We start from the raw sequence: 22141 nt of genomic DNA, 5'->3' as shown, positions 1-22141 counted from the left end.
CTGCCGGATGGAGGAAAAACTAGGGCGCAGGTGTGACCCAGATCAATGATTACCGTTCGACAATGTCGAACGAACGTCGGCCATTCTTGATTGCAGCAGGTGTAGCGCACCGTAGAGTCGGCCGAGACGAGCAACGTCGCACCTCATGGGAGGAGGTCAGGGTGCCGGGACCGATCCAGTCGATACAGCGTGCTGCAGCCGTGCTCGACCTGCTCGAGCGCAGTCCTCGGTCGCTCTCCCTGCGCGAGATCGCAGCTGAACTGGCGCTGCCGAAGGCAACCGTGCACGGGATCCTCAGCACACTGGCACACATCGGCTATGTCGATCAGGAGGAGGACGGCTCGTACGCGCCGGGGGTCCGCCACAGCGGCGGCGCATCGGTTCTCGACGGCAACGTGCTGCGGTCGGCGGCGATGGGCTGGTGCGACACCTTGGCGTCGATGCTGGACATGCAGGTCTGGCTGGAGGTGCTCAACGTCGACGCAGCAGAGGTGGTGCACCATGTTTTCCGGCCGGACGACTCGCCGCAGCGGATGCGGGTCGGTGAGCGACTGCCACTGCATGCCTCGGCGGGCGGGAAGCTGCTGCTGGCCTACTCCCAGGATCGGGACAGACTGCTGCGCAACATGATCCTCGACAGGTTCACGTCCGAGACCGTCGTGTCACGCACCGACCTCACTGCAGAGATCGCCACCGTGCGACAGACCGGACTCGCCATCGAACACGGTGAGTACGAACACGGCACCGCCGCCGCAGCGGTACCCCTGCACGGGCGTCGGCCGGGTGAGATCGGGGCGCTCGTGGTCGTGGGACCGCCGTCGTCGGTCTTCCGGTCGGGTTCGTTGCCACGCAATCAGGTCATCGATCAGATGCGCCAGGCCGCCACTTCGATAGACCGTGAACTGGGGGTTCATCGGTGAGCAGGTCGTCGGACGACGGAGCTGTGGTGGCGTCCATCGACGTCGGCACGACGTCGTCGCGGTGCATGCTGTTCGATCGGCACGGGCGGATGGTGTCGATCGCCCAACTCGAACAGAAGCAGTCGTTCCCGCGCCCCGGCTGGGTGGAACAGAATGCTCACGAGTTGTGGGTCAACGTGCAGAAGGTCGTTCCCAAGGCATTGGCTCTCGCGGGACGTACGCCTTCCGACGTCGCCGCCCTCGGTGTCGCGAACCAGCGTGAGACGACGGTGATCTGGGACCGCCGCACCGGCCGCCCGCTTGCCCCCGCGATCACCTGGCAGGACACGCGTACCGGGCCGATGGTCGACCAACTCGGGGAGCACGCGAGTGAGATCCGCGATGTGACCGGACTCGACCCCGCGACCTACTTCGCCGCACCGCGTCTGCGGTGGCTTCTCGACAACATCGGGGGTGCGGAGGCCGCAGCCCAGCACGGTGAAGTGCTGTTCGGGACCCTGGAGACGTGGCTGATCTGGAATCTGACCGGGGGGCCGAAGGGCGGTATCCACATCACCGACGTCACCAATGCGAGCCGCACCCTGCTCCTCGATCTGCGACGCCGTGACTGGAGTTCACGGATGCTTCGTCTCCTCGACATCCCCGAGTCGATGATGCCCAGGGTCGTCGCAAGCAGTGAGGTGTATGCCAAGTGTGTTCGAGTGCTCCCCGGTGTACCGATCGGTAGTGCGCTCGGTGATCAGCAGTCGGCACTGTTCGGACAGACGTGCTTCGACCCTGGTGATGTCAAATGCACCTATGGCACAGGTGCTTTCGTGTTGATGAATGTGGGAACCTCGATCGTTCCGTCGGCGCGCGGTCTCGTTCCGACCATCGCCTACAGCCTTCCCGGCCAGGCGCCTGTGTACGCACTGGAGGGGCCGATCGCCGTGACCGGATCGCTGGTGGGATGGTGTCGTGACCAGCTCGGCTTGATCGACTCGGCGCCGGAGATCGAGACACTCGCCCGTACCGTCGACGACAACGGCGGCTGTTACGTCGTGCCCGCGTTCTCGGGTTTGTATGCGCCGCACTGGAATTCGGAGGCCCGCGGAATCGTCACCGGGCTGACGTCGTACGTCACCAAGGGGCATCTCGCCCGCGCCGTCCTCGAGGCCACTGCGTGGCAGACCGCAGACGTCGTCGAGGCGATGCGCGATGTCGCCGGGATCGAACTGCAGCGTTTGGCGGTCGACGGTGGAATGACGGCCAACAACCTGCTCATGCAGCACGTCGCGGACGTTCTCGACGTTCCCGTGGTCAGGCCGTTCGTTTCCGAAACAGTCTCGCTCGGTGCGGCCTACGCGGCTGGGCTCGCGGTCGGATACTGGGACGATCTGGACTCACTGCGCGACAACCGGCACCTGGCCGCATCGTGGGCTCCGTCGATGGACCCGCAGCGCAGACGTCGTGAGGCTGCTGGATGGCAGTCGGCGGTGCGTCGAGCGCTTGCCGACGTCTGAGGTGTGAGTCCCTCGGCCACCGACCACTGCCGAGATCGGATTGATATGCGTTGGTGTCGAGCGCATTGCAGATCTCGTGGCGAACCTTCGGCATAGCGGCTACGGTCGAAAGAGAGGTTCCTCTTCGCGTGACCGGGACAGACGAGCGACGTCCCGGAAGTTGAGTTGTTCTGGCGTCGGTGATGTCGCGCTCCTGTCATCGCCGCCCTCGACAATGCCCGCATGGCCACAGGAAAACTGCGCGTGCTCAAGTGAAATGAGGAAACCTTGTCCGAGTCATGGTTCGGTAGCGACCCTTTCAGCAATGACGCCTTCGGCGACATCTTCAACCAATTCTTCGGCAGCAGCGGTAGCCGCCCGCAGGTGCAGCGCGTCGACGTCAACCGGTTGTTCAGTGACGACACCAAACGCCTGGTGTCGACGGCAGCACAGGCAGCCGTCGAGTGGGGAAACGCAGAGATCACGCCGGAACATCTCCTGTATGGCGCGACGCAGGTGGAGCCGTCACGTTCGATCATCGAACAGACCGGGCTCGATCCCGACACGGTTGCCTCCCAGATGCAGGCGATCTCCGGAGTCGACTCAGGAGCCTCCTCGGGTGACGAGAGCCCGGGCCTGAGCCCCGCGTCGAGGCAGGCGTTACGCAATGCCCAACAGCAGGCCGCGCGCGCCAACGTCGGCTACGTGGGACCCGAGCACGTGCTGCTCGGCATCGCGATGCTGCCGTCCGACATTCCTGCCGCCCGGTTGCTGAAGGGCGGCGCGGGTATCGACGAGGGACGCAAGACCGAGGCCGCCAAGCCCGCCCAGACCGACACACCGACGCTCGACGAATACGGACGTGACCTGACCGAGGAGGCCAGGGAGGGCAACGTCGACCCCGTGGTCGGGCGCAACGACGAGATCGAGGAAACCATCGAAATCCTCTCCCGACGTCGCAAGAACAACCCGGTGCTCATCGGCGACCCCGGCGTCGGCAAGACGGCCATCGTCGAAGGTCTTGCGCAGCGAATCGTCAACGGCGACGTGCCGTCGACGCTCGCAGGCCGCCGCGTCATCGCGTTGGACATGAGTTCGATGGTCGCGGGCGCCAAGTATCGCGGCGAGTTCGAGGAACGATTGACGAAGGTGCTCGACGAGGTGCGTGAGCATTCCGATGAGCTCGTCCTGTTCATCGATGAGTTGCACACCATCGTCGGAGCGGGTTCGGGCGGCGAGGGCTCGATGGATGCGGGCAACATGCTCAAACCCGCACTCGCCCGCGGCGAACTACACACGATCGGCGCGACCACGATCGACGAATACCGCAAGTACATCGAGAAGGACGCGGCACTCGAACGTCGATTCCAACCGGTGATGATCTCCGAGCCATCGGTCGATGACACCATTCAGATCCTCGAAGGCCTCGCCGACGTCTACGAGGAGCATCACCAGGTTCGTTACACCAAGGAAGCCCTCGTGGCCGCGGCGGAACTGACGGATCGATACGTGACCGACAGGTTCATGCCGGACAAGGCGATCGACGTGATCGACCAGGCCGGCGCGCGAGTTCGGTTACGCACCAAGACTCCCGACCCGCAGACGCGTGAATTCCAAGAGGAGATCGCACGACTCGAACGCGAGAAGGAATCGGCCGTCGCCAATGAGGATTACGAGCGGGCGAATCAACTCAAGAGCGAGATCGACGAGAAGCGTGCCGACGCGGGCGCGGAAGGTCAGTCGCCCACTCCCGAGGTGACCGTCATGGACATCGCGGAGGTGGTGTCGCGTCAGACCGGAATTCCGGTGTCGGAGTTGACAACCGAGGAACGCGAGAAGCTCCTGGGGCTGGAGAACACGCTGCATGACAGGGTGATCGGACAGGACAAGGCGGTCACCGCGGTCGCCGAGGCGGTCCGTCGGGCCAGGGCAGGACTCTCCGATCCCAACCGGCCCATCGGATCTTTCCTGTTCCTCGGACCGACCGGTGTCGGCAAGACCGAACTCGCCAAGGCACTCGCCGCAGCGGTCTTCGGCGACGAGGACCGCATGATCCGCTTCGACATGAGCGAGTTCCAGGAGAAGCACAACGTGGCGCGGCTCGTCGGCGCTCCTCCCGGATATGTCGGGTACGAGGACGCAGGGCAGCTCACCGACAAGGTTCGTCGCCAGCCATATTCGGTGATCCTCTTCGACGAGATCGAGAAGGCGCACCCGGATGTGTTCAACGTCCTGCTGCAGCTGCTCGACGACGGTCGGGTGACCGACGGCCAGGGTCGCACCGTCGATTTCAAGAACACGCTGGTGATCATGACGAGCAACATCGGTTCCGACCTCATCCTCAACGCGCCGGATGGCGATGTCGAGAAGGTCGTCCCCGACGTGATGGATCTGCTGCGCCAACGGTTCCGCCCCGAATTCCTCAACCGCATCGACGAGACCGTCGTGTTCGATCGACTCGACAAGACACAACTGCGGCAGATCGTCGACCTCACCCTCGACGGAACGCGCCGTATGCTCAAGTCGCAGAGCATCGCTCTCGAGGTCACCGACGCGGCGAAGGACCAACTCGCCGAAGAAGGATACGAGCCGGAGTTCGGCGCTCGTCCGTTGCGCCGCCTGATCCAGAAACAGCTCGACAACGAACTGTCGAACCTCGTCCTGAAGGGAGCCGTCGAGCCGGGTGACACTGTCGTCGTCGACGCCGGGGAGCCGAGACTGACGCTGTCGGTCGAGAAGGACACGGCAGCACAGAAACCTGCGGATGAACTGGCCGAGGCGCCGACCGACTCCCAACCGCACGCCGCATCGGCTGCAGCTGAGGAGAACTGACACACGTGAATGCACACAACCGCAAGACCCGCGACGCCATCCTCGGACACCCGGCGCCCCGCGACATCGAGTGGACGCAGTTCATCAACATGTGGGAGGACGTCGCCGACGACGTCGAGCAGGAACACGGGGACCGTTTGTCGGTGTCGCTCAACGGGCATCGTGAGGTCTTCCACCGGCCGCACAACGGGCGTGTCTCGATCGAGGACATCGAGCGTGCTCGCCATCTCCTCGCTGAGACCCCGAAGGACCAGGGCGACGGTTCGCTCGCGGTGGTGACCGTCGACGCCAAGGGTGATCGCATACTGACCTTCGATCTCGACGAGGCGAAGGTGACCGACTCCAGCGAGAAGGTGCGCGACAAGCGGCCCGTGGCGCGGCACCTGCGTGCGGTCGAACGTGCGACCGGAAAAGACGACGAGAAGGAACTCGACACCTTCTTCAAGGAGCTCTCCGGGTCTATCAAGCTCGATCTCGGCGACAGGTCTTTCGTGCTGCTCGGGCACGGCAAGGGTAAAGCCGATGTGGCTGAGCAGTTCACGAAGTGGCTCGCCGAGCATGATGAGTCGGTCTACAGCCACATTCTGGGTGTGGCAGCCATCGATCTGTCGGCTGCGACGGACTCCGACATCGAGCAGCGGGCCCTCGAGGTGACGCGCGGAGGAGCGGTCTGACGGGACGGTTTCGGGACAATGCCCTGCGTGCGGTAGAGCGCTGGTCTAGTTTGAGCGGGTGCGCAGAGCAGATGTGACTCATCGGTCGGGGGGCCTGCGGGTCGCGTTCGGCGTCATCGCCATGTGTGTGGCGCTGTTCGGTGTATCGGCCGGCGTGTCGTCCGCGGCCCCTCCGGCACAGTCGATACCACCGAGCCCGGCTGCGGCGCCACGCGTTCTGCCAATCGACGATCCGTTCTACACGCCGCGAGTTCCGATCGGCGGGTTGGCGCCCGGCGCGGTGATCGGCTCGCGGGTTGTGACGCTCGGTACGAACGGGACGAGTCTCCCCGCCACCGGAACCCAGCTGCTCTACCGCACCACCGACGCCTTCGGAGCACCGTCGTCGACGGTCACCACGATCATCTCGCCGCCTGGCGCAAAGCGCGGCACCCCGCGACGCATGATCTCCTACCACGAGTTCTACGACGCGCTCGGCAGCCAGTGCGATCCGTCGTACACCTTGCGCGGCGGCAGGTCGTCTGCAGGCGCCGTCGACACGACGATGATCGCGACCATGGTGGCCGCGGGTTACACCGTGGTGGTTCCCGATTACGAGGGCCCCGATCTGAGGTGGACGATCGGCAAGGAATCGGCGCACGCGGCGCTCGACGGAATCCGCGCGGCTCAACGGTTCCTGCGCATATCCGCGTCGACGCCCGTCGGCCTGTACGGCTACTCGGGCGGCTCCATCCCCACCGGCTTCGGGGCAGAACTGGCGCCGACGTATGCGCCAGAACTGAATCTGATCGGTGCAACGGCCGGTGGGGTGTTGGTGAACCCCCGCAACAACCTGGCCTACGTGAACGGCGCCCCGCGGTGGTCTGCGGTCATACCGGCGCTGATGAGCGTGTACGACGAAACCTACGATCTCGGTATCGAGAAATTCCTGTCACCCAAGGGCACCCAGGTTCTCTCGGATATCCGTGGCGAGTGCATCAACAACTTCCTGGGTAAGTATCCCAACCTCACGGATTCGTCCCTGCTGTTGCCCCGGTATCCGTCGCTGCTGGACGTGCCAGGCATTCGGGCTGCGATGAGCAAGAACGTGATGGGTACCGTCGGCACACCGCGGGCACCGATGATGCTCGGGGTCGGTGACGCCGACGGTCGCGGTGACGGCGTGATGCTCACCGCTGACGTGGTCGGATTGGCCCACACCTATTGCGCGCGTGGACTACCGACCACGGTGCACGTCTATCACGGACTCACGCACGCCGAAGCCCTCGTGCCGTGGACCGGTGACGCGCTGGCCTATCTCAACGACCGCTTCGCCGGGCGACCCGCGAGCGTCTGCTGAGCGGCACGCCGACTGACCAGCCGCGGGTCACGACGGAAGCGGGTCGCGGATCAGGGGGCAGGTCATGCAGTGACCGCCGCCGCGTCCGCGTCCGAGTTCGGCGCCGACGATCATGATGACCTCGACGCCCTGCTTGCGTAGCAGCCCGTTCGTATAGGTGTTGCGGTCGTAGGCGAACACGACGCCGGGTTCGACGGCCACGAGGTTGTTGCCGCTGTCCCACTGCTGTCGTTCGGAATCGTAGGCGCTGCCACCTGCCTCCACCACGCGCAGGCCGTCGAGGCCGAGCGCCTGCTGCACCACCTTGAGGAAGTGATCGGACTCGGCGATCACCTCGACACCGGGCTCGCTGTCGGAGGGAAGCAGTGTGAACGGCCGGATGGCGTCGACGATGCGTGGATACACCGACACCAGATCGCGATCGGCGAAGGTGAACACGGTGTCGAGATGCATGGCAGAACGCAGCTTGGGCATGCCCGCGACGACGACCTTGTGCGCCGCGCCGCTGGCGAACAGTTCGAGCGCGACCTGCGTGACCGCCTGCCGTGAGGTGCGCTCACTCATGCCGATGAGAACCACACCGTCTCCCGGTACGAGAACATCCCCGCCCTCGATCGTCGCTGCGCCCCAGGAGAGTTCGGGATCACCCCACCAGACTGTCGCGCCGACGAAGTCCGGGTGGAACTGATAGACAGCCTTCATCAGTAGTGTCTCGTCGTGGCGGGCCTGCCAGAACAGCGGGTTCAGGGTGACTCCGCCGTAGATCCAGCAGGTGGTGTCGCGGGTGTAAAGGGTGTTGGGCAGCGGAGGCATCAGGTACTCACCGCGCCCGTTGGCCTCGTCGACGAGGGCCACGTACTTCGGTCGCAGCTCGATCGGCAGGTCGACGGTCGACAGTCCCCCGATCAGGAACTTTGCCAACTCCCGGGACGGGAGCTCGTCGAGGAACTGACGTGTGGCACCGATCAACCCGATCCCGGTTTCGTTGGCGACGATCTTTCGGTCGAGCAGCCACGTCCGTGCTTCCGGGATGTCCATCGTCTCGCTCAGTGCATTGTGCAGTTCGACGACGTCGACGCCTCGGTCACGCATCTTGGTGATGAAGTCGAAGTGGTCGCGCTTGGCGTTCTGCACCCAGAGCACGTCGTCGAAGAGCAGTTCGTCCGCGTTGGAGGGTGTCAGACGCTCATGTGCGAGACCAGGAGCGCAAACCAGGACCTTGCGCAATTTGCCGACCTCGGAGTGGACGCCGTAGTGCGATGCGGGTGTCGTCATGATGTGCCTTTCGTGTGGTCCGGATGGTGGTGCGCAGTGGGGTCGTCGACGTAGTACGAATGTCGTTCGTGTTCTGGCTCGTCGAAGATGTCCTCCGAACCCGTTGCAAGATAGATGATTCCGCCGATCGCGCCGACGAGGAACACTCCGAACAGCGCTGCTTCCGCCGGCCGGAAGACACGCAGCTTCTGTTCACGGCGTGCGATGACGTACAGAATGGTGCCCGGCGCGTAGAGGATGCACGACAGCAGGAGCTTGTCCCACCCTGCGGCCCAGACGAGAAAACCGGTGTAGATCACCGCGACGGCCGCGACCACCATGTCGACCGCGCGGGTGCTGCCGTCGATCTCGCGTTCGCGGCTGCCATAGGTTTCGCGGGTCAGTGTCAATTTCAACATGTATGCGGCTGCCAGTAGATAGGGGAGCAACGCCAGTGCCGCGGTGAGATCGAGCATGAAGTCGAGGCCGTCGTCGACGAACAGGATCAGGATCAGCAGCAGTTGTACTAGTCCGGTTGCGAAGATCAGCGCGGGCACCGGTGCGCCGGCCTTGTTCTCGCGTCCGAGGAACCGCGGCATGTCGTTGCTACGCGCGGGTATGTAGAGGACCTCGGCGGCCATGAGTGTCCAGGCGAGGTACGCGCCGAGTACCGACAGGATGACGCCGATTCGGATGAATATCGAACCCCACTCGCCCACAAGTGATTCCAACACCGAAGCCATCGACGGCTGGTCGATGTTCGCAAGCTCTCCCTGCGGCATCGCTCCGTAGGAGACCAGTGTCACCAGTGCGAAGACACCGAGAACCCCGACGAAACCGAGAACCGTTGCACGACCCACGTCTTCACGCTTCCGCGCGAAGCGCGAGTACATGCTGGCACCCTCGATGCCGAGGAACACGAAGACCGTGATCAGCATCGTCCCCTTGACCTGCTCCCACAGCGACCCTACTTCGATGCCGTTGCCGCCCCAGAAGTTGTCGGAGAAGTACCCCGCGTCGAGCATGATCAGTGCCAGCACGATGAACACGAGGATGGGCACCACCTTGGCGATCGTGGCGATGCGGTTGATGATGGCTGCCTGCTGCACCCCGCGGCTGATCAGCCAGAAGAACAGCCACAATCCGATCGAGGACAGGACCACGGCCAGGACCGTCGAACCGTCGCCGAGTGCGGGGAACAATGCACTCGTTGTCGCCATGATCAGCACCCAATACGACGTGTTTCCCGCGCACGCGGACGCCCAGAAGCCGAACGCGGAATTGAAGCCGACGTAATCGCCGAATCCGGCCTTGGCGTAAGCGAAGATGCCGGCGTCGAGTGTTGGCTTGCGCACTGCGAGGCGCTGGAAGACGAAGGCCAGCATCAGCATTCCGGTACCGGCGATCGCCCACGCGATGAGGGCGCCGAGCACGCCGGTCTCGGTGCCGAATCGCCTGGGAAGCAGAAAGACTCCCGACCCGACCATCGAACCGACCACCATCGCCGTCAGGGTCGGCAGGTTGACCTTCTGGTCCGCGTCAGTTGTCGTGGTGGCTGATCCTGTAGTCGCCATGCCTGCTCCTGGGTTCAGTATGTCGGCGGGTCAATAGTGCCTCCTGGTGGCGGCAGGGGTAGGCCGAACGTGTGTCCGCACTTCGGGGGTCACGGGGGCCTGGAGTCCGCCGACATCGCAGGTCAGTGATGGTCGCAGTCCTCAGTTCGCGTGCCGTGCACCGAATGTTCACCACACGCGTCGAGGTGCATTTCTACCGTTGTCCCATGGCTGTCACGCCGAATCACAGAACCGAGCCAACCGCTCGACGTTCCGTTCTTCGCGTCACCGTGCTCTGGCTCGCCGTCGTGCTGGCGCTGTTGCTTCTGATCAGCGCGGTGAGCGTCATCGGACGAGGATTCAGGCTGTTGGGCGACGACCGCGCGCATCAACTCTTCGCTTTCGCCGGGAATCCTTTTGTGGGGCTTGCCGTCGGGGTGCTCGCAACGGTGATCGTCCAGTCGTCGACAACTGTGACGGCCATCGTCGTCACCGCCGTCGGAACAGGCGCGTTGACAGTCAACGAGTCGGTTCCCATCATCATGGGCTCGAATGTCGGGACGACGGTCACCTGTACGTTCGTCGCACTCGGATTCGTCGGTTCGCGCGAGGAGTTTCGTCGAGCATTGATGGCGTCGACGATTCACGACTTCTTCAATGTGCTGGCGCTCGTCATCTTCTTTCCACTTGAACTGATCTTCCATCCCCTCGCGCGAATCTCCGGGTGGCTCACTGATCTGCTCTATGGCAGCAGTCTTCCCGATCCGTCGAACATGAATGTGATCCGCTGGTTGACGCGGCCGGTGGTGACACTCGTCGTCGATGTCGTCGGACGAATCGGAACCGTATATGTCGGTGCACTTCTCGTGGTTGTCGTCGGGATCGCCATGATCTTTGTCGCGATCAGATTCCTGTCGCGGTTACTCAAGGTTCTGATGGTCGGGCGAGCTCGCGACGCACTGATGGTCGCCGTTGATCGAGGTCCGCTGCGCGCGATGCTCACCGGATTCGGTGTGACAGTGATGACGCAGTCGTCGACCGTGACGAACACGATTCTCGTGCCCTTCGTCGGGACAGGAGCGATCACTCCGAAGCAGGTCTACCCGGTGACGCTCGGTGCCAACCTCGGCACCACGCTGACAGCGCTGCTCGCGGCATTCGCGGTCACCGGTTCCAACGCCAAGACCGGTTTGCAGACCGCCCTGGTGCATGTCGTCTACAACGTCGCCGCAGTGGCGGTCATATTCGGGATTCCGTTCCTGCGCCGAATCCCGCTCGGCTGCGCGGCGTGGCTCGCCGATCGATCGGTCGACAGCAAGAGATTCCTGGCGACCTATCTGGTCGTCGTGTTCATCGTGTTGCCCATGTCGGTGATTCTGTTGAGCCTTGTCTTCTGAGCCGGTTCCTTCGATTCGCAGGTCCCGTGCGGGCCACCCAGTCCGCGACAGCGACCGATTCGGACACGGGGCGTAGGTCTCTACTTCTCCCGTCCGGCCAGCAGAAACACGCGTGCTCTGGGATCATCTGTGCACGTAGTAGTGCGGAGGTGCATCTCATGGTGGATTCGATGCTCACGCAGCGGACGCCCCTGCCGTCGCCGAACGCCACCGGCGCCGCTCACCCGCCTTCTGGTGCGGCGTCTGCCCGCTCGCGTCACCGGCACCCGGCTGCGCGTCATCCCGCACATCGTGCCGCCGACAGGCCTACTGCCCGCTCGTCTGTCCCGACCCCGCCCGCGTCCTATTCGGTCGGGGTGACCGGGGTGCTGCGTTCGGCGGCTCTTGTCTGGTCCGGTGTGATGCCGGTGGCCCAGTTCATCGCCTACTCCGATTCGGTGCACTCCTTCGACAGCGCGATGCTGATCCGCGGGTTGTTCGTCGCGCACGCGCTCTGCTGGGTGGCAACTCTGACCACTCGGTCGACAATGTGGGCGCCGGTGATGACCTGGTCGATGATCTGCGTGGGGCTCGCGGTGTCGGCGGAGCCCACCGATGTCGCCGCGCTGCGCATCGTGCTGAACGTGTGCCTCTGCGTCGGCATTGTCGCTGCCCTCGTGGGAGCGAAACGGACGGCTCTGTCCGTGGCCGGTGCGCTGTCTGGAGCGGCATCGGTTGCCATCGCGGTGAACTACCTGGCGCTCCAGGGCACTCCGGAGACCGGGCTCGGCCGCGTCGCGCAGTACTACGCGCTCGCGATACCTGTGTACACGGTGTGTTCCACCGCGGCCGTCGCTCTTCTGGCCGCAGGATGGCGCGACATCGCCGAGTTGACCGACCGTCATCGCGCGTCTCGCGAGCACAGTGAGCGCGCGATGGTCCGCGGAATCGCGAAGGCCGAACTCGGTAGTCATCAATCGCGCGTCCTGCACGACACCGTCGTGAACACCCTCGGCGCGGTGGCAAATGGTGCGGTGGTCAGCGATCGCGAGGGTCTCCGTGAGCGGTGCCGTGCTGATGTCGCTGCAATCGATGCCCTCGAAGAGTTCCGGATACCCGGCGTTGCGACGGTCTCGGACCTCATCAGCTATGCGGGGACTCTGGACATCGACCTCGTGGTGCACGACCGCGCTGCGCTCGACGCACTCATCGCACGACAACCGCTGTGGCGACGACAAGAGATCGTGGGTCTCCTCGGCGAGTCGATCACCAACGCCGCCAAGCACTCGCAAGTCGATCGCGTCAGTGTCTCGGTCGACGGGTTGGCGGGACAGGTCGCCATCAGGGACGAGGGGGTGGGAACCGCAGACACCGCGGCCCTCGTTGCGGCACTGGATCTTCGCGCGCGAGATGGGATGACGCTCGTCGACGTCGAGTCGGCTCCCGGCGCGGGAATGACGGTCACACTCACCGTGCCGCCGTTGCAGAGCGTCGAGGGCCGAAACGTTCTGGCCGACGCCGTCGCGGGGATCACCGTGCGACTCGTGCCGGTGCTGCTCGCCGAGTTTCTCGCTGTCGCCGCACTTGCCTCAGCGTTTCGGACCGGATGGTCGATGCATGCCATGATCCCGGCGCTCGTGGCGTGGATGATCGTTGCGGCGGTGCTGGTCACGCTCACCGTCGCGCCGCGTCGAGACGGGCATCTGTCCGCACTCGTCGTCACTGCGGGCTACCTCGGAATGGTCGCCGCAGGAGTCGTTGCCGTGGCGGGACCGTTCATCGAAGCCACGTCGTCGGGCAACGGATTCATCTCGTCGAACATGTCGTGGCTCGGCGACGCGGCGGCAGGAGTGTGCATCTGTTTCATCCTCGTCGACGGCCGACGTGCCGTGGTGTTGCCGCCCTTGGTGATCGGAGCGGCCGGTCTGACCGTCACGATGATGATCTCCGGACGCGCGGCGACGTCGGCGGTCGTCACATTGTTCGCCGACGCTCTGCTGATCGCGGTGTTCATGGTCGTGCGAACTCGGATGGCGGACATGGCCGCGGAGATCGAGAATCTGCATCGTCGTGAACTGCTCCGGCGTGAGGAGCTCGAGCGGTCCGCAGTCGAGGCGAGTTTTCATGCGGTACAGGGTCCGTCGTTGCTGTCGTCGGCGAGAGCCCTGCTGACCGAGCTCATCGCGGCGCCGGAGCGTTCCGCGGAGTACGAGACGCGCGCGGCGGCGCGCCACGAGGAGAGTTGTCTACGAGCCCTGATCACGATTCCGGTCGGACAGGAGTCCCGATGGATGCCGGTGATCGAGATGGCCAGATCAGCTGGCGTCCTGCTCACGCTGCACTTCTTCGGCGGCGGCGGACGGCAGGCGGACGAGGACGTGGGCGACGAGGTCATCGGCGCAGTCGTCGACAGCGTCGGGGCAGCGCGAGCCGGCGAACGCGTGACGGTGGGGGTTTTCGCCGAGGATTTACCTGTGCGGGTGACCGTCGTCGCCGACAGTCTCAGCGGGGGCATCGTCGAGTTGGGAGGGGTGTGAGATGGCGCGTCTGGCACTCGTCGACGACCACACGCTCGTCCGCGAGGCGGTGGCTGCTCGGCTGACGGGGTGGGGACACGAGGTGGTGATGAGCGGACCCGACCTCGATCAGGTGATCGCGCGAGACGACGTCGATCTGGTGGTGCTCGATCTGGACCTGGGTGTCGCCGGTATCGCCGACGACGCGGCTGTGGCGGCTGTCGTGAACCGAGGTGTCGGGGTGATCGTGTTGTCGGCGTTGGCCAGTGCGCGTCACGTGCGACGCATGGTCGGTGCCGGTTGCTGTGCGGTGGTGTCCAAGCAGGACGAGCTGGCCGATCTGCAGTCCGCCGTCGACGCCGCGCTCGTTGGCGACATGTGGATGACGCCGACGCTTGCGAGAGCATTTCTCGAGGATCGCGGTGCGGGGCGACCTGAATTGTCGCGCAAGGAGATCGAGGCGTTACGCCTGTACGCGTGTGGCATGAAGCTAGACACTGTTGCGCGACGGATGGGCATCGCGCCCAGTACTGCCAAGCAGTACATCGATCGCGTACGACACAAGTACGAGGTGCTCGGGCACCGCGCACGAACCAGATCCGAACTCTACAGTGCGGCAGTCGATGACGGCTTCATCCCCAGGGATGGACCGCAGGTCTCATGCTGACGCTTCGAGTGCCTCGGCTTCGTCGGTGGAGAGTGTCTTGACCTTGAAACCCGTGAAACCGTAGATCACGCTGAGGATCGGACTCGCGTAACAGAACACGGCGAAGGGGAGATAGGAGAGCGTGGCGACTCCGAGGACCGCGCCCATGAAGGCGCCGCAGGAGTTCCAAGGGATCAGCGGAGAGGTGACCGTTGCGCTGTCGGCGCACAGTCGTGAAAGGTTCTGTGGTGCAATCCGTCTCTGGATGAACACTGTCCGATAGATGCGACTCGGGAGAACAAGCGCGATGTACTGGTCGCCCGCCACGACGTTGAGGCCGAAACAGGTGGCGAACACTGTCAGAAAGAGTCGCCCGCGGGTCTTGGCTGCTGCGATCAGCGGGTCGATGATGCGATTGATGAGGCCGAACTTCTCCAGTAGTGCGCCGAAGGTCACCGCGCCGATGATCAGCCAGATCGTCAGCAGCATGCTGTCCATGCCGCCACGGGATACGAGGCGATCGATGTCTGCAACCCCCGTGCTTGCCTCGAAGCCGTTGGCCATCGCCTTCCACCCGGCCTGAAGCGCGCTGATGACCGGATTGGTCGACCCGTCGAACCCCGCGACGAATGCGGTCAGCGCGTCGTGCTGGGTGAACGGCGCCATGATCGCGGCGAACAGCGACGCGGTGAGGAGCGCGAGGTACGGCGGCCACTTCCGGACCGACAGCACGATCAGCAAGACAAGCGGTAGCAGGTTGAGCGGATTGATCCAGAACACGCCGTTGAGGCCCGCCAGTTCGACCTCTTCTCCGGGCGTCGGCGAAACGGCGGGTCCGGCCACACCGAGGATGGCGAAGACGATGCAGGCGATCGCGAAGGCCGGTAGCGATGTCCACGCCTGGTTCTTGATGTGTGTGTAGAGATCGACCTTCACCATTTGCGCTGTGAGAACAGTGGTTTCGGAGAGTGGTGAGAGCTTGTCACCGAGATAGGCTCCTGAGATCACCGCCCCGGCGCAGATCGCTGTGGACACTCCGAGAAGTCCCGCGATGCCGACGAGGCCGACTCCGATCGTGCCCGCGGTGGTCCACGAGCTCCCGATGGACATGGCGATGATGCCGCAGACGAGTGCCGCCGCGACGTAGAAATAGCCCGGCGACAGGATCTGGATGCCGTAGTACACCAACGTCGGGATCGTGCCCGACAGGTTCCAGGTACCGATCAGTGCGCCGACTGCGAGCAGGATGAACAGCGCTGATGTGATCGACGAGAGGGCCCCGCGGCTTGCCTCCTCGACGTGGTCCCACCGATACCCGTTCTTGAACAGGATCAGGGTCACGATCGCGCAGCACAGGATGAGCGCGACCTGGAGAGGTCCGTCGAGCGCATCGAGTCCGAAGAGCGCCAGCGACCCGGCGATCAACACGGCGAGCGCGATGATCGGTACGAGGGCGTCGGCCATGCTCGGGGGGCGTGGCTCCGGTCGTGAGTCGGCCGAACGCGTACTGGTGCCGTGCTCCTCGGTCATCGCGTGTCCATCCCGTCGAGAAGTGATCTGGTGTGCGCGCTGGCAACACCGCTTCTCATTGTCACGTGTGGAGGCGATTCACATCGCGTGACCGCGGCACTGAGAATGACCGCAATTCGGGGGACAGGACCCGAGCACCTGTGCGCTCGACCTGCGGTGAGGTGTCAGATCACTCAGGGATGCACCGGGATTCGACCCAGCTGTTGGCCGACGAGTGCAGCGAGGTTGTTCCCCACCAGGTTGACGAACGCGGGCCAGGTGTCGGGATTGAGCGCCATCGTCCCCTGATCGCTGGTACTGCAGCCACGTCGAACCGGCTTGCCGTCAAGTCTGTCGGCCATCCAGACCACCGCAGGAGCAAAGCCTTCGACGGCCAGCGTGATGTGTTCGCTGAAGTGGTCGCGCGTGTAGGTGATGTCTGCGTCGGGTCTGCTGCAGTAGGTCTTCACCAGGGTGTTCACCGGTCCGACGGGTGCGATCCAGTCGGGATTGGACTGGTAGATGAACATCGGGAAGTCGGGGGTGGTGCGACCCATCTTCAACTCGTTCAAAACTCTTCGGGGCGTGGGATAGTCGAGTGGGTCGCCTGGCACATTGATCAGGCCCTTGATGTTGAGGAAGGGTGCCAGCGCGGCCTGATAGGTCAGGCAGAGCGGGTTCTTGGCTCCGATCAACGCCTTGCCGAGTGGATTCATGTGTGCCCGAAGGAAAGCCGCCAGTTCCGGATACGCGCGGCTCACGCCGATGACACCTGCGAGTATCAGGCCCGACGCAGCGTTGTTGTTCGCCAGGTCGACCAGGGCCCGGATGTTCGCGGGAACGCCACCTTCCGCAGCGCCGACGATGGGCAGCTCGGGTGCGTAGGAACGATGGAGTTCCGACGCCCAACCGGTGGCGATGGCACCACCCGAGTAGCCCATCAGCCCGACGCGAAGATCATTCTTGAGCCCGAGCGGACGGAAGTTCCGCGCGCCGCGGATCGCGTCGAGGGTGATACGTCCGGCGAGGGGTCCTGCCGCGAATGCTGAATCAGGTCCCTGGTGATCGGGAATGACCACCGAATAGCCAGCTGCGACAAGCGATGTGATCTGTAGGAGCTCGAAGGTGGAGTCGACCGATCCGGTCAGGTTCCCCGGAATCGATGCCTGCTGTAGCGCGTAGGACGGAGCACAATACTGTGCCGTCGAATCCTCCGCGGATTGCCAGGAGACGAGCTTCGAGGGTCCGGGCTTGACCGGTCCGCGGGGCTTGAGCACGGTGGCGACCGATGCGATCGGTTCGCCGCGCGTGTTGGTCGAGCGGAACGAGTACTGCCAGCTGTCGACGTTCAGCGGAAAGATGGACAGCGCAGCGAGATTCACGCGGCGTGCTGCGATGAGTTCACCGGGCTTCTTCGCGGCGACGGTGGCGGCGGGCGGCTGATAGAAGGCCTTGTCGAACTCGGGGATCGCGGGCGGGACGGGGAAGGGGGGCGCGGGTGCGACAGGGACGGCAGCTGCGCTACCCGCGCCGGTGGTCACGAGCGCACACAGCACGAGGAGAACGGCGGTGACGACTCCGAGTAGGGGTGTCTGTGACCGGGTTCTGGCTCGCCGATCGCGTGACTGCTGGTTGTGTGTCCGCTGCAAGTGCACCTCTACCCGACCCACGTGTGCACACCTTTCGTCGACGACTCTCATGTGAGACACGTATGTCTCATAATTTCGACGACAGTATCGGGTTGTGGCGTCAGACACAAGAGTGGGGAATCGTCAGGTGAGTCACTCGGTGGCGACAGCGACCCGGTCGAACGAGAAGCTCGACCCCGAGGCATACGCTCTTCCCGGGGGCGGGGAGCGTGCGCGCGAGGGGGCGAGGCCGAGCCTCTCATCTGTGAGACACGTATGTCTCACATCGGAAGCCTAAGCCTCGATCCACCGATCGGCTTTTTGATGTCTCGTGAAATGTGTTGTGTATGTTCGGGGTGGCGGTGGGCGTGGGTGAGTCGCCGATCTCTGGTGTCGGCGTGTTTCACTGGGTTTCGTGTCGGGGCCGGTTCTGGCCGATGGTTAGGGGTCAGGCTGAGTGTTGTCGTTTGATCGTGTTGTTGAACAACAGGTTCCACTCGCGCTCCCACGGCCATCGGGCGGGTAGATGCATCGTGATGCGCCGCGCTGAGGACGCGATTCGAGCGGGTATGCAGATCAGGGTGCGTCGGATGGTGGAGGTAGTCGCCTTCGCCAGACGCTGTCCACCGAGACAGGCTGCGGCGCGGGTCAGGTTGAACGCGATGACCGCACACACCAGCCATGCGGCGTTCGCGCAGAACTTTCCCGAGGGCAGATGCGCCAATGCGGAGGCTTTGAGGTCGGCGTGGACTTGCTCGATGATCGCATGACCGCGGTGAGTCTTGTCGGCGGTCACGGTGTCCAGGTCGCTGGTGGTGAAGAACGCATGAAACCGCCACACGTCGAACAAGCCGTCTCCCTCGGCTGCGAAGTCAGGGATACGGCGCACCACCAGCCGTCCGGATACCTGCAGGCGCTTGGCTTTGGAGGTGAACGCGGTGAACGGTACTTCGGCGACCTCGGCCCGCGAGACCCACTGGCCGCTGTCTTCGTCGAAGACGGCGTCGGTGTACTCGATCGGCGTCCATGCATCTGCCGGTACCTCGCTGATCGCTGCTCGGACGTGGGAATCCTGACGCACGGTGACCGACACCTGCGCACCGGCCCGGAGCGCGGTGGTGATCGCGCGATGGCCGTAGAACGCTGAATCCGCTCGCAGCAGTATCGGTCCCGACGCATCGGACGACCGTAGCCGCCGCACGGTGGCCAGGGTGTCGGCGATCAACCGATGCGCCCCGCGCGCGGAGTTACACGCCCCTTTGCGCAGGCGTTGAGCGGCGATCACCGGCGCACCGTCACCACAGGTGAGGGTGGTGATCGCCGAGTTCAGCCCACGCACTCGGGTGTAGCCGAATCCGACGCCCTGCTTGGCCGGGCCGTGGACCTCGATGATCGAGTCGTCGATATCGATCATCACCGGCCCGTCGATCCCCGCCAGCACCGGAGTATGGCGAGCCAGTCCCGCCAACAGCCGGGTGGCGATCGCATCGGCTTGGCGGACATGCCCGAACCGGAACTCGCGAAGAAACGATCCCAACGTCGACGGGGCGTAAGGATGGTCGAACACCTTGCCCATCGCGCCGTGTCGCAACACGGCCATGTCGTCGATGCTGTCGGCGCCCGCCACCATCCCCGCCACCAGGGAAAACATTTTCCGATCCGGATGGGCGCCCTTGTCGGTGGGCACGCTCAGATGCTCGCGGGCCAACTCCGACAGGCTGGCGCGTTCGGCCAGCGCCATCACCGGCACCACCCCCGCAGCGGCGAGGAGATTCGGATCGTCACAGGATGCAGACCGGACCGGGTGAGTGTGAGACAATCGCATCTACGACATGCCCTCCTGTGTGTGTGGATGGAACCCTAGAGAAGTCCCATTCTGTCACTCAGACAGGGCATTTCGTTTATCCCTCACCGACCGATCACAAGCAAATCGGTGGATCGAGGCTAAGCCAGGTCGTTCGCGGCGACAAATCATACGTGGACGATAGTGAACAGGTCAGAGGACGATAGTGAAAAGGTTCAGATCTCGGCGAATGCGAGCAGGATATCGGTGAGGACGTCGACCACTGTGTCGAGCGCATCAGGCTCGGGCGCCAGGCTCCAGCGGTGGACAACTGCGGTGAGGGCGCCGACGAAAGCGATTCCGAGTTGTCGGCCGCGGGCGTCTTCGGGGCGTCCGGCAAAGGTCGACATCGCGGCGACGAAGTAGTCCGCCCAGTCGTCACGACCCTCGAGTCGGTGTTGCTCGACACGCGGGCTGACGCCGACGACCTGTACGAATGAGACTTCTGCCCGGCGTGGATCGGTGCCGACCGACTGCATGTACGCGCTCATCGCGGCGTTGGAGAGTTCGCGGACCTCCTGCGATGGCGATTGTGCCAAGGCCGACGCGACGGCATCGCGCGCTGCGCCCTGGATCTCGTCGTAGACGGCGATGAGAAGTTCTTCCCTGTCGGAGAACAACTCATAGAACTGACGGCGGGAGAGCCCCGCGGCCCGACATATCGAGGTGACAGACGACCCCGCGTAACCGGTAGAGGCGAACTCGTCGAGTGCGGCGTCGAGGAAGCGTCGACGACGCTCGGCGAGCCGATCGGCAATGGGACGCCCGGCGTAGGTGCGCTGGGCCCGTTCAGTCGTCACCGGCTCGGTTGGCACGGTTCGGGCGTCACTGTGTCGGGGCGTCGAGGTGCTTGGCCCGAAGCTCGTGGCCCTTCGACGTCAGGCAGCGTCCCGACGGGAGGTCCCACTGCCAGCCGTGCAGATTGCAGGTGAGCTTCTCGCCCTCGATCACCCCGAACTTCGACAGGTCGGCCTTGAGGTGCGGGCAGCGGCGCTGAATCTCCCAGCCGTCCTTGACGATCGACGCCGAGTCGTCGTGCGCCTCGGAGAACCAGCCGTCGGCATAGGCGATCCGCTCGTCGGTGAGGCACTTGAAGAACGTGTAGAGGTACTCGTTGTAGCCGCCGATGCGCCACGTGGTGAAGCGCGTCGACAGGAAGATGGTGTTGACCCAGTCGGGCTCCTGATCCCGCAGCACCGTGCGAACCAGTTCGGGTGCGATCCGAAAACCGTAGCGGTACTTTCCTTCTCCCTCTTTGGGCTCACGCACGATGCGATTGGGGAAGTCGAGTACGACGGTCTGCGCCTGCGGGTGGTCGGCGCCGTCCTTACCGTGGAAGTCCGGCGTGATCACCAGGCCCACCGGGTATCCGATGCCGTCGCAGATCAGATCCGACTGTGCCATGATCGGCTCGAACAATTCGCGCAGTGGTTCGAGGAGTGACTCGCCGTCGTCGACGGCCCAGGTCTGCTTCTGCGCCGCGATGACCGGCGCGAACTTCTCCTTCATCCGCTCGAGATAGGCCTGCTTGTTCTCGCCGAAGACGTCGTGCGGCGCGTACGGGTGGCTGACCTCATCGAGCGTCGAACCGGTGAAGCGGGCGGTCGAGCCCGACACCATCATCAGACCGCGATGACGCTCACCGTCGTCGGTGCCGTGGATGCGCATCTGCTCCAGGAAGGTCTCCTGGTCGGGGAAGATCGACGTCACATCGCCCGGGCGGGCGTTCTGAGACGGATCGTCGATCCCGGAGCCGAAGTCGTTCAGGGCGAACAGGTCGTCGTCGAGGAACATCGGTGGGCCGGCCGAGGGGATCACCCAGGTGGCTCCGACCTGTTCGATGTAGGAGCGGGCGCGGTCCATGCCGCGTTGACGCTTCTGTGCGGCGAAGTTGGCCTTGGAGCGCTTCGGGATGTCGTAGACCATCGGGTACCAGATGGCGCCCGAGTACTGCAGCATGTGGACATCGACGTGCCCGAACTGGTCGGCGATGACGTCGAGGTCGATGGGCCGGGCGTCGTTCATGTTGAAGGCGGTGGTCTCGCCGTCTGAGACGACGAGCCCTGAGTCGCCGATCGGGCCGTCGGCCGGTGCGCGCAACGCGATGATCATGACGTCGAGGTCGCCCTTGGGGCCGGAGACCGTCGTCTTGACCGAATCGGTGGTCTCGACGAACTTCGTGAAGCCGAGCTTCTCGAGTTCGCGCTTGAGGTCGGGGACCGGATAGTCGGGGAGCAGGACGGTGGCGTCCTTGCTGACGTTCTCGCGCAGGTTGCGCTCGTCGAAGTGGTCGAGGTGCAGGTGTGAGACGTAGAGGTAGTCACACTGACCGAGTGCCTTCCAGTTCAGCTCGGAGTTGTCGGGAAACGGCACCCACGACGCGAAGTACGTCGGATTGGTCCAGGGGTCGCAGAGGATCGAACCGGCGTTGGTCTGGAGGTGGAAACCGGCGTGTCCGATGCTGGTGATCTGCACGTGGGGCCTTTCGTGTTCGCGCGGGCTGTTCTCGGTGGCTGGTGCGCGCGGCGGAGCTCTCGACCATCCAATCTATCGAGTGGGCGCAAGTCGCG

The 22141-nt window shown here is 64.2% G+C and carries 15 protein-coding genes; 8 read left to right on the top strand and 7 right to left on the bottom strand.

Annotated features, from left to right (window positions below; translation table 11 throughout):
- Nucleotides 1-161 precede the first annotated feature (161 nt).
- The 5 genes from LK459_RS08045 (at nucleotide 162) to LK459_RS08025 (ending at nucleotide 7246) form a co-directional block, all read left to right on the top strand.
- Nucleotides 162-920 carry an IclR family transcriptional regulator gene (locus LK459_RS08045; protein ID WP_227922646.1) on the top strand — a complete coding sequence of 253 codons (759 nt, stop codon included), beginning with the start codon at nucleotides 162-164 and terminating at the stop codon, nucleotides 918-920.
- Nucleotides 917-2422 carry a glycerol kinase GlpK gene (gene glpK / locus LK459_RS08040; RefSeq protein ID WP_227922643.1) on the top strand — a complete coding sequence of 502 codons (1506 nt, stop codon included), beginning with the start codon at nucleotides 917-919 and terminating at the stop codon, nucleotides 2420-2422. The genes LK459_RS08045 and glpK overlap by 4 nt, the downstream gene beginning before the upstream one ends.
- Before the next feature lie 267 nt (nucleotides 2423-2689).
- Nucleotides 2690-5233, top strand: a complete 2544-nt coding sequence (locus LK459_RS08035; protein WP_227922642.1) for an ATP-dependent Clp protease ATP-binding subunit — start codon at nucleotides 2690-2692, stop codon at nucleotides 5231-5233.
- Nucleotides 5234-5238: 5 nt separating this feature from the next.
- The gene (locus tag LK459_RS08030; RefSeq protein ID WP_227922640.1) at nucleotides 5239-5907 is read left to right on the top strand and encodes a hypothetical protein; all 669 of its coding nucleotides are present in this window, start codon (nucleotides 5239-5241) and stop codon (nucleotides 5905-5907) included.
- Between the two features lie 121 nt (nucleotides 5908-6028).
- Nucleotides 6029-7246 carry a lipase family protein gene (locus LK459_RS08025; protein ID WP_227923628.1) on the top strand — a complete coding sequence of 406 codons (1218 nt, stop codon included), beginning with the start codon at nucleotides 6029-6031 and terminating at the stop codon, nucleotides 7244-7246.
- 27 nt (nucleotides 7247-7273) lie between these two features.
- Here the strand turns inward: LK459_RS08025 and LK459_RS08020 are convergent, their stop codons facing one another.
- Both LK459_RS08020 and LK459_RS08015 read right to left on the bottom strand, forming a co-directional pair.
- The gene (locus LK459_RS08020) at nucleotides 7274-8521 is read right to left on the bottom strand and encodes an arginine deiminase (RefSeq protein ID WP_227922638.1); all 1248 of its coding nucleotides are present in this window, start codon (nucleotides 8519-8521) and stop codon (nucleotides 7274-7276) included.
- Entirely contained in the window at nucleotides 8518-10074 is a 1557-nt protein-coding gene (locus LK459_RS08015; RefSeq protein WP_227922636.1) for a basic amino acid/polyamine antiporter, read from the bottom strand. Before LK459_RS08015 ends, LK459_RS08020 begins: the two co-directional genes overlap by 4 nt.
- A gap of 206 nt (nucleotides 10075-10280) precedes the next feature.
- On the opposite strand from LK459_RS08015, the gene LK459_RS08010 reads away from it, so the two are divergent.
- The 3 genes from LK459_RS08010 (at nucleotide 10281) to LK459_RS08000 (ending at nucleotide 14612) form a co-directional block, all read left to right on the top strand.
- Nucleotides 10281-11450: a Na/Pi symporter gene (locus LK459_RS08010; protein WP_227922635.1), complete on the top strand. Its 1170-nt coding sequence runs from the start codon at nucleotides 10281-10283 to the stop codon at nucleotides 11448-11450.
- 158 nt (nucleotides 11451-11608) lie between these two features.
- Complete coding sequence (locus tag LK459_RS08005; RefSeq protein ID WP_227922633.1) at nucleotides 11609-13966, top strand: sensor histidine kinase; 2358 nt, start codon at nucleotides 11609-11611, stop codon at nucleotides 13964-13966.
- Between the two features lies 1 nt (nucleotide 13967).
- Complete coding sequence (locus tag LK459_RS08000) at nucleotides 13968-14612, top strand: helix-turn-helix transcriptional regulator (protein ID WP_227922628.1); 645 nt, start codon at nucleotides 13968-13970, stop codon at nucleotides 14610-14612.
- On the opposite strand, the gene nhaC is transcribed toward LK459_RS08000, so the two are convergent.
- The 5 genes from nhaC to LK459_RS07975 all read right to left on the bottom strand — a co-directional run bounded on the left by nhaC (nucleotide 14604) and on the right by LK459_RS07975 (nucleotide 22046).
- Complete coding sequence (gene nhaC / locus LK459_RS07995; protein ID WP_227922626.1) at nucleotides 14604-16121, bottom strand: Na+/H+ antiporter NhaC; 1518 nt, start codon at nucleotides 16119-16121, stop codon at nucleotides 14604-14606. The two genes, LK459_RS08000 and nhaC, sit on opposite strands and share 9 nt — an antisense overlap.
- 173 nt (nucleotides 16122-16294) lie before the next feature.
- Entirely contained in the window at nucleotides 16295-17656 is a 1362-nt protein-coding gene (locus tag LK459_RS07990) for a lipase family protein (RefSeq protein ID WP_227923626.1), read from the bottom strand.
- 520 nt (nucleotides 17657-18176) lie between these two features.
- Nucleotides 18177-19553: an IS1380-like element ISGbr1 family transposase gene (locus LK459_RS07985; RefSeq protein ID WP_064862420.1), complete on the bottom strand. Its 1377-nt coding sequence runs from the start codon at nucleotides 19551-19553 to the stop codon at nucleotides 18177-18179.
- A 194-nt stretch (nucleotides 19554-19747) separates the two neighbouring features.
- Nucleotides 19748-20386 (bottom strand): TetR/AcrR family transcriptional regulator, encoded by a 639-nt coding sequence (locus tag LK459_RS07980; RefSeq protein ID WP_227922623.1) that lies wholly within the window; start codon nucleotides 20384-20386, stop codon nucleotides 19748-19750.
- A gap of 10 nt (nucleotides 20387-20396) precedes the next feature.
- Nucleotides 20397-22046 carry a Rieske 2Fe-2S domain-containing protein gene (locus tag LK459_RS07975; protein ID WP_227922621.1) on the bottom strand — a complete coding sequence of 550 codons (1650 nt, stop codon included), beginning with the start codon at nucleotides 22044-22046 and terminating at the stop codon, nucleotides 20397-20399.
- Nucleotides 22047-22141 lie beyond the last annotated feature (95 nt).

It is taken from the genome of Gordonia otitidis (genome assembly GCF_020735545.1).
GTDB lineage: Bacteria > Actinomycetota > Actinomycetes > Mycobacteriales > Mycobacteriaceae > Gordonia > Gordonia otitidis.
Note: the sequence above shows the minus strand (reverse complement) of the source record. Positions and strands in the feature narration are given on the sequence as shown.

Excerpts from the sequence above, each read along its gene's own strand:
- LK459_RS08025 (WP_227923628.1), top strand. The coding sequence starts at position 6,029 with ATGTGTGTGGCGCTGTTCGGTGTATCGGCCGGCGTGTCGTCCGCGGCC.
- LK459_RS08020 (WP_227922638.1), bottom strand. The coding sequence starts at position 8,521 with ATGACGACACCCGCATCGCACTACGGCGTCCACTCCGAGGTCGGCAAA.
- LK459_RS08015 (WP_227922636.1), bottom strand. The coding sequence starts at position 10,074 with ATGGCGACTACAGGATCAGCCACCACGACAACTGACGCGGACCAGAAG.
- LK459_RS08010 (WP_227922635.1), top strand. The coding sequence starts at position 10,281 with ATGGCTGTCACGCCGAATCACAGAACCGAGCCAACCGCTCGACGTTCC.
- LK459_RS08005 (WP_227922633.1), top strand. The coding sequence starts at position 11,609 with ATGGTGGATTCGATGCTCACGCAGCGGACGCCCCTGCCGTCGCCGAAC.
- LK459_RS08000 (WP_227922628.1), top strand. The coding sequence starts at position 13,968 with ATGGCGCGTCTGGCACTCGTCGACGACCACACGCTCGTCCGCGAGGCG.
- nhaC (WP_227922626.1), bottom strand. The coding sequence starts at position 16,121 with ATGACCGAGGAGCACGGCACCAGTACGCGTTCGGCCGACTCACGACCG.
- LK459_RS07985 (WP_064862420.1), bottom strand. The coding sequence starts at position 19,553 with ATGCGATTGTCTCACACTCACCCGGTCCGGTCTGCATCCTGTGACGAT.